9 protein-coding genes are annotated in these 12,413 nt (G+C 50.8%); 2 read left to right on the top strand and 7 right to left on the bottom strand.

All coding sequences use genetic code 11. From position 1 onward, the window contains the following. Positions 1-56 precede the first annotated feature (56 nt). A complete protein-coding gene (locus KGB14_RS26705) occupies positions 57-1,457 on the top strand; it encodes an aminoacyl-tRNA deacylase and HDOD domain-containing protein (RefSeq protein WP_223490348.1) in 1,401 nt (466 codons plus the stop codon). A 97-nt stretch (positions 1,458-1,554) separates the two neighbouring features. Here KGB14_RS26705 and KGB14_RS26700 read toward each other — a convergent pair whose 3' ends face one another. The 3 genes from KGB14_RS26700 to KGB14_RS26690 form a co-directional block, all read right to left on the bottom strand. Next, complete coding sequence (locus tag KGB14_RS26700; protein ID WP_223490346.1) at positions 1,555-2,907, bottom strand: hypothetical protein; 1,353 nt, start codon at positions 2,905-2,907, stop codon at positions 1,555-1,557. Between the two features lie 478 nt (positions 2,908-3,385). Next, a complete protein-coding gene (locus KGB14_RS26695) occupies positions 3,386-4,741 on the bottom strand; it encodes a hypothetical protein (protein ID WP_223490344.1) in 1,356 nt (451 codons plus the stop codon). A gap of 163 nt (positions 4,742-4,904) precedes the next feature. Continuing rightward, positions 4,905-5,291 carry an SCP2 sterol-binding domain-containing protein gene (locus tag KGB14_RS26690; RefSeq protein WP_223490342.1) on the bottom strand — a complete coding sequence of 129 codons (387 nt, stop codon included), beginning with the start codon at positions 5,289-5,291 and terminating at the stop codon, positions 4,905-4,907. A 587-nt stretch (positions 5,292-5,878) separates the two neighbouring features. Between KGB14_RS26690 and KGB14_RS26685 the strand changes: the two genes are divergently transcribed. Then, complete coding sequence (locus KGB14_RS26685; protein WP_223490340.1) at positions 5,879-6,259, top strand: DUF6124 family protein; 381 nt, start codon at positions 5,879-5,881, stop codon at positions 6,257-6,259. Between the two features lie 71 nt (positions 6,260-6,330). Here KGB14_RS26685 and KGB14_RS26680 read toward each other — a convergent pair whose 3' ends face one another. The 4 genes from KGB14_RS26680 to KGB14_RS26665 all read right to left on the bottom strand — a co-directional run bounded on the left by KGB14_RS26680 (position 6,331) and on the right by KGB14_RS26665 (position 12,372). Next, positions 6,331-7,701 carry a lysozyme inhibitor LprI family protein gene (locus KGB14_RS26680; RefSeq protein ID WP_223490338.1) on the bottom strand — a complete coding sequence of 457 codons (1,371 nt, stop codon included), beginning with the start codon at positions 7,699-7,701 and terminating at the stop codon, positions 6,331-6,333. A gap of 43 nt (positions 7,702-7,744) precedes the next feature. Continuing rightward, positions 7,745-8,284, bottom strand: coding sequence for a hypothetical protein (locus KGB14_RS26675; RefSeq protein WP_223490336.1), 540 nt, complete (start codon positions 8,282-8,284; stop codon positions 7,745-7,747). Positions 8,285-8,878: 594 nt separating this feature from the next. Next, positions 8,879-9,652 (bottom strand): hypothetical protein, encoded by a 774-nt coding sequence (locus KGB14_RS26670; RefSeq protein WP_223490334.1) that lies wholly within the window; start codon positions 9,650-9,652, stop codon positions 8,879-8,881. Beyond that, positions 9,649-12,372, bottom strand: a complete 2,724-nt coding sequence (locus KGB14_RS26665) for a hypothetical protein (RefSeq protein ID WP_223490332.1) — start codon at positions 12,370-12,372, stop codon at positions 9,649-9,651. The genes KGB14_RS26670 and KGB14_RS26665 overlap by 4 nt, the downstream gene beginning before the upstream one ends. Positions 12,373-12,413: the final 41 nt, after the last annotated feature.

Below are 12,413 nucleotides of genomic sequence, written 5' to 3'. Positions count from 1 at the left end.
CTGCCTTTAAACAAGCTGGTTATACTCCTGCAATTGTTTGAAAACGGATACAGACCATGACAGAAGCTGCCCTCGCCCCCGAAACCCCGCACGCTCCGTCTGTTATTCGACTGCTGCTCGGCAAGCTGGGCATCGCCTATGAAGAAGTCCTCGACCATCACGGCCTGAACGCCGCGCGCAAAGTGCAGGCCGTTTTGCTGGACGATGCCGTCGGCGCACTCATGGTGCTGTTTCCCCAGAACCAATTGCTGGACCTCAACCGCCTCGCCGAACTCACTGGCCGCCGGTTGACGGCTGTACCCACCGAACGCCAGGTAAAGATGCTCGGCAAACACAGCCTGAGCCTGCTGCCCGGCCTGCCGGCACTCACCAGCTCACCGTGCCTGTATGAAGAAAGCCTGCTGCGCGAACCGAAGTTGCTGATCAACTCGGGCGAGCCGGGCGTGCTGCTGGAAATCACCAGCGACGATTTCAAAACCATGCTCACCAAGGCCAGCGCCGGCAATTTCGGCGAAGCCGTGACCCGCATCCGCCCGAACCTCGACCGCCCTCACGATGACCGCGAGGAAATCACCCAGGCCGTGCAAGCGTTCACCGCGCGGCGCATTCAGCAGCGCCTGGAAGAGACCATCGAGATTCCGCCGCTGGCCGAGACCGCGCAGAAAATCATCAAACTGCGGGTCGACCCCAACGCCACCATCGACGACATCACCGGCGTGGTCGAAACCGACCCGGCCCTGGCCGCACAAGTCGTCAGCTGGGCAGCGTCGCCGTACTACGCCTCGCCGGGCAAGATTCGTTCAGTGGAAGACGCGATCGTCCGGGTGCTGGGTTTCGACCTGGTGATCAACCTGGCGCTGGGCCTGGCCCTGGGCAAAACCCTGAGCCTGCCCAAAGACCACCCGCAACACACCACGCCGTACTGGCAGCAATCGATCTACACCGCCGCCGTCATCGAAGGCCTGACCCGCGCCATGCCCCGCGCCCAGCGCCCGGAAGCCGGCCTGACCTACCTCGCCGGCCTGCTGCACAACTTCGGCTACTTGTTGCTGGCCCACGTCTTCCCGCCGCACTTCTCGCTGATCTGCCGCCACCTGGAGGTCAACCCGCACCTGTGCCACAGCTACGTGGAACAACACCTGCTAGGCATCAGCCGCGAACAGATCGGCTCATGGCTGATGCGCTACTGGGACATGCCCGAAGAACTGGCCACCGCCCTGCGCTTCCAGCACGACCCGAGCTACGACGGCGACTACGCCGAGTATCCGAATCTTGTATGCCTGGCGGTGCGTTTGCTACGTAGTCGCGGGATTGGGTCTGGGCCGGATGAAGACATTCCGGATGCGTTGCTGGAGCGTGTTGGCTTGACTCGCGACAAAGCTAACGACGTCGTCAGCAAAGTGCTTGAAGCGGAAGTTCTGCTGCGCGAACTGGCTTCGCAATTCAGCCAACCCTGAAAAGCTTCGCGGGCAAGCCTCGCTCCCACAGGATTTAGTCGATCCCTGTGGGAGCGGGCTCGCCCGCGAAGAATCCACCTCGGTATAACTGACGACCTCAAGCCAGGTAGCGCACCACATACCCCGGAGGAGGCATAGGACCAAAGGCGACATAACCGCTAACAACCACCCGATTATCCGCCATAGCTGTGCCCCCCCTGAACAAATCGATACCGCTTTCATCGTTGATGACTGCCCATCCTTTACCCGCAAACTCCACATCCAGAGAGCCATCGGGAGCATAACGCGCAGTCACGACCGAACTATTTTCGTCAACATACACGCCTCCACCTTGGCCACTGACAACCAGCTTTCCATCAGTTTGCAGAACACAACACTGCCAGGAAACACCGTGCTCCGTGAGATTGGAGAACAGTGGTTTGCCGTTGTTAAAAACAAGATTGAAACTTCCGCTGGGGTTTAGCGAGGCAATCAGTCCCTCGCGGCGGCGATCGCTTTCTGCGCTCCCCATTGCTACAACCCCACCGTCAGACTTCAAGGCCATTGAGCCAAGATTAAGCCATCGACTGCTGTCAATGATGGTCACAACGCCGTTCTTATTGTCGCCATAACCCGCATCGACGTAACCGTCCTGGTCATAGCGAATTACATAAGCACCAGGCCGTTCACCTGAGCGCTCTCTGCTGAAATCACCACATACCAGAACTTTGCCGTCCTGCTGGACGGCCACACCGGAAGCTTGGTTCCAAACATGCTCGATGCCCGGTAACTTAACCAGTAAGAAGCCTTTGAGGTTGAAGCTCGTGTCCAGCGAGCCATCCTTGTTCAGTCGAATCACAATCCCTTTCAGATTGTTGAACTCAAAAAGAACGGTACTGACCAGAACAATCTTTCCGTCCTGTTTAGCGATGGCGGTCGCACCGACACCACCTGCGCTTTCAGCTAACTTGTCGTCACCTTTTTTGTCATGGCGGTGGGTCAGGATACGCGCACCAGAAGACGGGCCGATAAGGTCATTGATGTTGAGGGTGACTTTACCGTCCTTACCGAAGGTGGTGTCCAGCGTGCCGTCCTTGAGCTGGCGCACGACCGCCATATCCACACGGTCTGGCTCCGTTTCGCGCTCGGCAGTACCCGTGATCAGCCATCCTTCATTCGTCAGCGGATGCAGGTGACGGGGCGAAAACCACGTTCCGTTATCAAAAGGGATTTCAACGATGCCCTGAATACCGAACGTATGGTCGAGGCTGCCGTCTTCTTCCAGCCGTGCAATCTTGGCGGGGGCGTTCTGTGGCTTAGTGGTGGCTACCGCGACGAGTAATTTGTTATCGGGCAGGGCGAGAACGGCAGCGGGAATGCTGCCAACTACGTCGCCGAACGGCAGTGTGACCACGCCATTCATATCAAAGGCCGGATCAAGAGTGCCCGCTGCTTGCTGTGCCTGAGTCATGACCGCGCTCCATCGTGTTGAGAAAATTGTCCATCAAGGACCATCAACCACAGTGAAGCACGGCGACTAAACGGATATCACCTGACATAAATGACAGTTTAATAGTCATCCTGAGCCACATTACCGACTAATCGAGCCACGAACTTCTAACCCTCACCAGATCACCAACGCCGGATTACCCTTGATCTAAATCGACTTGTCCTGAATCCCCCGACCGAAGGACAAGCTGAAAATCGGGTCAGGTGGTGCCAAGAGAAACGGCTTCATCACGACTATAAACAGACTTCAAACATCGCCGGGGTGGGTCAGTTTTCAACCGGTGTTGACACCTCACAATTCAGCCAAGCCTAAAAGCTTCGCGGGCAAGCCTCGCTCCTACGGGCCACCAAAACCCTGTAGGAGCGAGGCTTGCCCGCGAAGAATTCACCTCAGCCTACCTGAAGAAGCTCAAGCCTTAGACTTGGCCTTCCCGCCGATGCTATCGAACTGACTCTCCTCCCAGATAACGTGCCACATACCCCGAAGCAGCACCCATAAAAAAACCGCACACAACCAAGCGCTCATCCGGCATCAGCGCAGAATCCCGGTATATAGCATGGCTGAGCTCCTTATCGATCAAAGTCCAGCCTTGCCCCGCAAAGGTTTCATCCAGCTTGCCGTGAGCATCAAAACGCGCAGTAACCGTTGCAGCATTGGTGGGGAACTGTGCCGAATTACTTACCCCAACGGTTATGATTTTTCCGTCTTGCTGCAAGATGGACCGAAACCAAGAAAGGTTCCTCAAAAAGCCAGAGAACAAAGGCTGCCCCTGATTGAACGCAAGATTGAAGCTACCGTTGGCGTCAAGGGCGATAATTAACGCCTTATCCATGGCAGAGTGACCTGCAGCGACGACTCCGCCATCTGGCTTGAGTGCTATCGAATAAAGTTCAAGCCATTTTTTGCTATCGGAGATAATCACCACTCCATTCTTAGCGGCCCCAAACGTAGTGTCGACAGTACCGTCTCGGTTATAGCGCATTAAATAAGCGTCTGGATACTCGCCTTCGCTCCTGAAAACATTGCCACAAACCAGTACTTTGAGATCAGGCTGAACTTTCACGCCGTGAGCATAATTAGTAGCAGCGGGATGATCAGGGACTTCGATGAACACAAAACCAGTCTTGTTGAAACTCGTATCGAACTTGCCATTTGAATGAAGACGTAGCACCAGCCCTCTCAAATTGTCGAATCCAAAAAAAACAGTACTGACCAATACAATCTTGTCGTCTTGCAACCGAATATCAGCCCCACCGATAGTACCTGCCACCATAGCGTCGTCACTCGCTTTCTCGGCATCCCTACGAGGCTTAAATTTGACGCCACTTGCTGCTTCAAGTCCGAGATCAGCAATAGTGATGATGAGCCTACCTCTTGTTCCGAAGGCGTCATCTAATTGACCATCATCCTTGAGCTTTATAACAGCCAGATCGGGATTATCCTCTCCCTCTTCCGTTGCGCGAATGGCAGTGCCAGTAATGATCCACCCACCGCTTTGCGCCGGATACAGCGCGCTCGGTACTAACCATAAGTCATCCTCTAAAGGCACGTTAGCCGCACCCTCGATGCCGAACGTTGTATCTATTGTTCCATTCTCATTCACCCGAACTACTTTGGCTGGAACCTTCTCTGAAACGTTTGCTCGCAACGCAATAAGTAATTTCTTATCAGGCGAAGCATGAAAAGCGCTTGGTATGTAGCCGCTGATTCCTGGTAGCGGCAGGAGCACCATTCCGTTATCCCCGAAAGTAGGATCCAACGTACCCGCTTCTTTTGTTGATTGTGCATAATCCATGTTCTTGCTCCATCAAGGCGATTGACAGTCCGTTAGAGACTATGAACACCCAGTGGAGCATGCATAGACGCCGCAAAGCACCTATCAGTAATGACAGTTCTATTGTCCTCACTGGACATATCCATGGCTTACCGAGCCAACTCTACGATGACCCGCGTTTGAATCAACGGATGGCGACAGGCTTCTTTCTCGGTTTCAAATACTTGGTCAACCCCTGAAACCACATCACCAACGCCGCGTTGCCCTTGATCTGAATCGACTTGTCCTGAATCCCCGTCATAAACGCCAACTGCTTGTTCTTCGCCTGCATCGTGGCAAAACCATACGCCGCGTCTTTAAAGGCAATCGCAAACGCCGGCTCGGCATACACGCCCGACTTGCTGGTAATGCGCTGATCCTTCACAAAGAAATGCCGCGCCACTTTCCCGTCCAGGGTCTGTAGTTGGAATACAAGCGCCTTGTCACCCAACTGCTGCTGAAACGCAGGATTAGTCCGACTGGCCTTACCCATCAACAAACCCAGCATCCACAAAAGAAAACGAAATTTCATACGCATAGCCTCAAAAGAAAAATGAACGGCTGGCGCAGTGTAGCCGCTTCAAGCCGGAACGCCACCATGGGGTTGCGTTAGAAGAAGATGAACCGCTTTTCCCGCATGATGACCGCCAAGTCACGCTTTCCCCGCCTCCACCTTGATCGTACCCACGCTCCCGTGTGGTAATACATCCCATGACGCTCCGCGTCACACCCCAACACCCGCCCTACACCTGAAGAAACACATTTCTGTAGGAGCTGCCGAAGGCTGCGATCTTTTGATCTTGATGCCCTCAAACCTCTGGGAAATTTCCTTCAAAACGCCGGGCTGTTCATGAACTAGGCAGCCATCACCTTCACCGATAACCTCTGTTCGTCACCGCAAAATCGGTGACTCGGACGTGCAAGTCCGGCGGGATACACAATGGTTATGGCAATTCATCGAGCATTTTCCTATGCTCGCGAACCGTTATGGCAGTTGTGTATGGGAGACCTTCGGGTCTGCCGGGTAATCCCGCCGGTCTTGCACACCTATGCACAGCTGCCACCTCTTTCGAAGTGCAAGCGAAATGGTGTCGGCTCCATAATTACGGGATAACACCTATGATCAAGCCAACACCCAATCCACCAGAAAACGAAGCCACATCCCCCTACGAATCCCTCGATTCGAAGAAACTCCACGAAGCCGCCGAACGCGCCCTCGACCACCATTTCGCCCCACCACCCAACGAAAAACCCAAACGCAAAGGCAAACTCTTCACCGTCTCCCCCGACATCGACACCGAAGCCCTCCTGGCCAACGCCTCGGAAGACCTGCTGTCCATCAGCGCCATCGCTGCCAACCTGGCCAACGATGTTGATGGAGAACGGCGCTCCTTAGCCTTGGCGCTAAGCAGATTGGCAGATGGGGTTCGGTTGTTGGTGGAGCGAGCGCTGGATCACATTGATTCGCCGAATCCGGCGGAGTATCGGGCTAAGGCGTAGCAAAAATACGAAGGGGACTTAACGTCCCCTTCTTTCATTCAAATGCATTGGTCACGTCTGCACTCGAAGCTTTAAATGCAGTGACTGGCCTTGATCGATTCTGTGCCTTGCGATCCCAAGCGCCCCACGTTGTTGATACCCACCTGATTACCTTTGTTAGCTGACAATTGATAACAGGCCAACGCCCGGGACATATCCTTCGTTCCTAAGTCGCCACTCTCAAAATAGGAAGCCAGAGAGTTCATCGCATCTGTAGACCCCATGGAAACCGCACGAATGATCTCCCTTTCTGCCTGCTCGGGGTGCTGGCAGGGGCCGTCATAGTCGGTGGAGTTACCGTTACAATAAAAAAGGGAGAGACCCAATGCCCCAGTCGGCAATGTCGTCGCCGCCGCTTTAAACAGAGCCTCAAGCTTGCTCGTTTCCAACTGAGGTGCCATCTGCGAAAGACTCAAGCTTGCCGCCGACAGACTCGCCTGTGGATCACCCGACTCTGCAGCACATACATAATTTTCCAAGGACGCTTCATGCAATTCTTTAGTCAGCCGGTATTGTTCAAGCGCACCTAAACCACCCAAACCCTCTGCACGTTGATAACAGAAGTTCTCAGTACGGCTCATTCCGGGCTTACTGGATACTACAAGCTCTTTCTCGCTGATCGACCAGTCTTCAACACCCACAAGCGCCCAGCACGCCTTTCGAGAAAAGTTAAAAATCTTGATGTTGCTGTTGCCTGCCCGTTTATCCACAACGTTAACGTGACGGTTGTCGACTGGTTCGATCTCAACCCCTTCAGCCTTACCTTCCCCCATCGCAGCCATCAACGGAAACGCTAAACCGGAGCCCGTCTCCGCAGTAATAAGAGGTTCAAATCGGCCCGGGTCTTCTGTTCGCTTCAACACCAGTATCTTCACCGCCAGCGCAGTGAGGCGCTTCTGAGACTCAGCACTGGCGGAGAACGCCGGCAGAAACTGAGCAAAGTTCTGGGATGGACACGAGACGTCTGCCCCTCGCCCAACAGCTGAACCACTCAAGATGTCGGGCGCAATATTGTCCAGAAAGACTGTGCGCTCGCGGCTCATTCTTGCGATGCAATTGTTCACCGTCGCTACATAGGCGGACGTGCCAGGCTTAATCTCAAACGCTTCGAGCGGACAATTCGCATCGCGCAGTTTTATCCACACACGCTGTGCTTCTTTGACCTTCGCCGTATACGCCGTCCCTGTGTCGGGCTCGACTCGAAACTGTGTTTCGAGTCGAGCCATCAGCTGGTGGTAACTCGTATTCAACTGTGAATCGGCAGCGTTCTTCGCGACATCAGAACATCTATCAATTTGCTCGCTTACGGTGATCTCGTTGCAATCATCCTGCGCAAACGCAGTGGGCAAACCTAGCAGGCCACTAAACACTGCTCCAACAATGAGCCTGACAAACTGATTCATCCCAATCATCCTTGTAGTTTTTTAATACACCCTTCGTAAGGGGTTATGGCGTATTAAGGTGCTTCTTTACATATGCCTTTATTGAGGCCGCATCTTTATAAGCAAACGTTTGTGGCACACCCTCACTAAAGCCATCGATTCCGCTCAAGTACCTATTAGCCTGAATCAATTGATTTGAGATCAACCTACCATTACTACTTCGTGCATAAGCATAGACCTGATACAGAGTACCGTAGGTACCAATGCCTCTGTGGTTAAGTTCCCAAGAAACCAAAACAAAGACATTATTTACATCCTGAACCGGATAAAAAAATATCGATTCGACCTTAGGTGGCGAACCAGCAATATCATATTTATCAACTAACCGCCTATCAGATACTCCATTGTTGTTTTTCACATCGAGGACTAAAGACACGGGATACTCCGCATCTCCCGTTTCCAAAACCGATAACTCCGCATTTTCGACAACAGTCGTTTTATAGGGTCCATCTACTACCGTCCCTCGCAGATAGAGGCTATCATCCTGAGCCACGGAGACCCTACAAAGCATAAATACCAATAACAAAAAATAAAATTTACGCATTATAACAACCTACTCAAACAAAAAACTGTTGAAAAAAACAATGAAAATCAAACACTGAGTATATATTTTATATATCGATGGTTAAACCTACCTCATAAATAAACTCGCCCCATTTACGTCTTTTTCCAAGGTGCCTCCGGGTAGAATACTTCGCTTTGGGAAGCTATCAACGCTAGAGAAATAGGGACGTTCGATATGGCGTACTTGACGAAACCACCTGGCTATTTTTTCTGACTTGGTCGTAAAGGCTCTAAATCAGAACTTTAGTGGACAGTTCGAAGCAATAGCTCTCAGCAATTACTGCACAGTTAGCCACAGAGGAAAACAAACTTATCGACACCAGAAAAATTTTTTCATACTTTTTGTTCATTTTTGAAACACACTAAAACGAGGATTTACCTTAGATAATCTGCAATTACGATCGCAAGACAGGCAACCAAAAAAGTAACGAGTAGGTGTGAATGGATTGAGACAATACATCCACCCCCTTTCACGTTCTTCACCCCAAATAAAATAAAGCACAGGGCAAAGTACGACTTTTTAGTATTATCAAGCATCTAAACATAATAGATGATTGAGACTTTTACCAAACCATTAGCAACCATCGACATTTTCACATGGCACCCACCCTCGAATTTCTTTCTTCTTAGCCGTTGTATACAAAATTGAAACCCAGCCAGCTGAAATAGCCTCCTGCTTCACTTTATCCCCCTTAATCAAATACATTTTTGTGACGCTCGCCGGAGACATCAACGAATATATAAATGTCTTCCTATTTACAACCAGATCAAGCAAGCCACCACTCGCCCAGCTACGGTAGTTTTTAGATGACAACTGACTAACAATTACATCTCGAGTCTTAAATGGATAGGTATAAATGCGCTTATCTTCATTCTCATCTGGAGACAAAACGTCGGCTCCACTTCCAAAGTAGCCTGTTAACTCCTTATCAGCAGAGTAACCCTCACCCACTTTATGGAAAACCATAACACTGAAGTAGTCACTTCCGTAACTTACTCCGGTAAACGCATGAATCGGCGCACTATGAATGACGAATAGTTCATTCTCACCACTCGCTACTTTTTCAGTAAAAATATCTCGAACTTCGCCTGGATCCGCAACATAAGGCAACCGCGCGACAAGTTTCAGCGTACCGGTGGAACAGTTCAGAAAACTTATGCCAAGCCCCATCTCCGGATTCTGCTTACCCTCATCCTCAAGCACTGGAATCGGGCTAACAACAATAAAGCCTCCATCTACCGAAAACGGCGGATAAGTCAAATCTTTAGGGGCATCGCACGCGAAAGCGTAAGGAGCAACCAAAAGAACAACGGCAAAAAATACGCGCATAACGTTCTGAGATATCATCCAGCACACCCACCAAAATCGCTATTTATTAAGACCATGATCTCTTTGCTATAGGTATTCCTAAGAGCAAGCTGATCAAGCCCGGTATTAATTACTTTTGTCACTTTCTTAATTTTCAAATCAATATCTAACGAAGCATTATCTGCAATAGTTCCAATATTATTCTGCTTCCAGAACCAGCTACCCGACGCAACGATCGCATAGACATCGGTTTCAGCTAATAATGGTGTCGCATCGATTCTTACGCCAATAGCATTGGCACATCTCCTGTAGGTTTCATAATGTGTTAAATGCAGAAGACCACGGCCTCGATAGTCGTTATCTGGATAATCGCTACTACCAAAACTGTGTTTTCCATATGCAGGATCATTACCCAACAAATGATCATCTATATATTGCAATTTCTGCTGATTAGTAAGATTTAACCCTTTACGGACAAATCCATTGTTGATTGCCGTTGGCGCTAAGGCAAACAAAATAGCAGGAGTAAAAGTCGCACGAGAATAGTTCAAGCTCTCTCTAAATTTTGTGAATCTACCAGTCTCGACTTTTCCCTGCCCTAATATTAGCGCGACCTGCGTGCAAGTAGTAACTTCATATTTCGCAAATTGCGCATTAGCCGTTTCGACAAAACTGCTAATAAAGGCATCCGATACCGATGGAGCCACAACCTTCCTCATAAACTGCGGTGTCAAAGCGATATTTTTCCCGCATTTCTTACAAACACTAGGTGATGCTATTGTCAGAAAATTTGAGACTAGCCCAACTGGATGAACATGTTGAATATTAATATCACTGGTTATTCCATGCTTTCCAATCAGTTTATCCCACCAACTCAAACGTTCAATCCGCGCCTTCTCTTCAACCCACCCCTTATGTGGATCCGAGTCGCTGTGCCCCATTAGCTCATCCAGGGCATCCCACTTCTCTTGTTTGTATTGCCACTCGCTCTCGTAGCGCGTAACCATCTGAGAGATAGGCTGAGAGAACCAAGGCTTACCTATGGCTTCTTTTATTTCCAAAGGGGTCAGCTTTTTATCGCCATTTTTGTCCAGTATTTTATACAACTGCTGCTTCGCAGGACCGTCGTTAGCGTTTCCGACATTAGGCAAATAAGTTGCTCGCTCCTCTTCATTAAGGTTTTCCTGTGCATGAAGAAAGGCAGCCAAGTGGTCCACATTGCTGACGGTTTCTTCAATAAAACTGAAGCTTTCCCACTCAAAGGGCGAGTGGCGTGACAAAGTAGTATCCGGCTCCGCAAACCAACCGTTGATTTCATTCCCGTCGGCATCACCAAGCAACCCGTCCAAACGCCACCAAAGCGTGTAGGTGGTAGCTCCCCCCATGACGACAGGCACCTTAATTCTTTTCTCCGCAGGCAACGCTTCAAGTACTCCGACAGGCACCAAAAAATCGTATCCAACTATCTTGTGAGGGTCCGTCACTTTAGGTGGGTTTGTCGCGCTCATTCCTTGTACATGAGTGACCAAAACGCTGCCTTTGGAAATCTTGAGCAGTGTTTTTTCGGCTGCTAGCAAACCTGTAGCCTTCTCCTTGCTCAGATTGGTGAATGCCTTGACGTCCTCACAACTGAAAACTTCCAGATGCAGCAGGTTTTTGGGGGCGGGGTCAGAGTGGTTCTGATATTTCCCTACATGACCAATCAGGCTCCCAGCCTTTAACGGAAATGGGCGCTCCAGCACATGGACAGTATTTTTTTCGGCCGGCTCACTCTTCATTTCAAGCATTGCGGTCGAAACATAGCCGAGCACGCCATTGGTTGCGGTCAGCGCAGGGACAGCACTACCGCCAACAATTTCTAGCAACTTTTGATACCTACCACTTGTCCCGTCACTCCCGATTTTCACCTGAGTTCCAATCGGTAGAATTGCTTTTATAGCGCTTGTCCGGTTATTCGTTACATGAACGGCAAGGCCTTTTTGAGGCGGGTTCATTTCATCTTTCGCAGCGTCACCGATAACGTAGCTATTGGGTGTTGTACCAGCCGTCATTTGTCTCTTGAACACCCAACCGGTTCCCGGAAGAAGACTGGCATCAACAGGAGTAACACTCACCACCTTTAGCCATCCGTGATCTTCTTCGCCTGTTTCAACGACCGTGCCGCGGGGTAATACGGTTAACACAGTGCCGTAACCAGGCTTTCCCCGTGGCTCCTGCCGAACCCTCAACCCCAGAAGCTTGTCATTAGCCGTTGCCTTGACCTTCCACGTACCACCGCTCCAGAAGGCCGGCCGGCCTAGCGCGGGGGTCGCGGGGGGAGAATTGTAGGTATTCCAGTCCAGCAAATGCATGTACAGACTGAAAAACGTCAGACTTGGCCCAGGTACCGCAGGTGGCGTACCGGAGGCAGGTGCTGGTGCCGGAGGCATGGGAACTTCCAGACGGTGTTTGACCAGGACGAATCCTGTTGAAAAAACAGAATGCGTCGAACCGAAGTCTGATTTGGGGTATGCCTCGTCAATCCGATAAGCCACTACTTCACCGTCTGCGATGCACCTGACCTCCGTCAGATTACTCACCAAACCGGTGTCTTCATCAAAGTGAACACCGCCATGCCAAAGACCGTTGGCACCTAATGGATAGTAACCATCCTTCGCCTTCGCCAGCGCCTTATAAAACTGCTGTGGATCCGTCGCTTCTGCTGTCCCTACTTTCAGGGGATACGACCATTTCTCTACTTTGCTTGTTGTTTCAGTCATTACCAATTACCTAAATCCTGATCCCTGGTGGCTTGGATTGC

Source organism: Pseudomonas sp. A-RE-19 (assembly GCF_019956555.1).
In the GTDB taxonomy this organism is placed as follows: domain Bacteria; phylum Pseudomonadota; class Gammaproteobacteria; order Pseudomonadales; family Pseudomonadaceae; genus Aquipseudomonas.
Note: the sequence above shows the minus strand (reverse complement) of the source record. Positions and strands in the feature narration are given on the sequence as shown.

Excerpts from the sequence above, each read along its gene's own strand:
- KGB14_RS26700 (WP_223490346.1), bottom strand. The coding sequence starts at position 2,907 with ATGACTCAGGCACAGCAAGCAGCGGGCACTCTTGATCCGGCCTTTGAT.
- KGB14_RS26690 (WP_223490342.1), bottom strand. The coding sequence starts at position 5,291 with ATGAAATTTCGTTTTCTTTTGTGGATGCTGGGTTTGTTGATGGGTAAG.
- KGB14_RS26685 (WP_223490340.1), top strand. The coding sequence starts at position 5,879 with ATGATCAAGCCAACACCCAATCCACCAGAAAACGAAGCCACATCCCCC.
- KGB14_RS26695 (WP_223490344.1), bottom strand. The coding sequence starts at position 4,741 with ATGGATTATGCACAATCAACAAAAGAAGCGGGTACGTTGGATCCTACT.
- KGB14_RS26675 (WP_223490336.1), bottom strand. The coding sequence starts at position 8,284 with ATGCGTAAATTTTATTTTTTGTTATTGGTATTTATGCTTTGTAGGGTC.
- KGB14_RS26665 (WP_223490332.1), bottom strand. The coding sequence starts at position 12,372 with ATGACTGAAACAACAAGCAAAGTAGAGAAATGGTCGTATCCCCTGAAA.
- KGB14_RS26670 (WP_223490334.1), bottom strand. The coding sequence starts at position 9,652 with ATGATATCTCAGAACGTTATGCGCGTATTTTTTGCCGTTGTTCTTTTG.
- KGB14_RS26705 (WP_223490348.1), top strand. The coding sequence starts at position 57 with ATGACAGAAGCTGCCCTCGCCCCCGAAACCCCGCACGCTCCGTCTGTT.
- KGB14_RS26680 (WP_223490338.1), bottom strand. The coding sequence starts at position 7,701 with ATGAATCAGTTTGTCAGGCTCATTGTTGGAGCAGTGTTTAGTGGCCTG.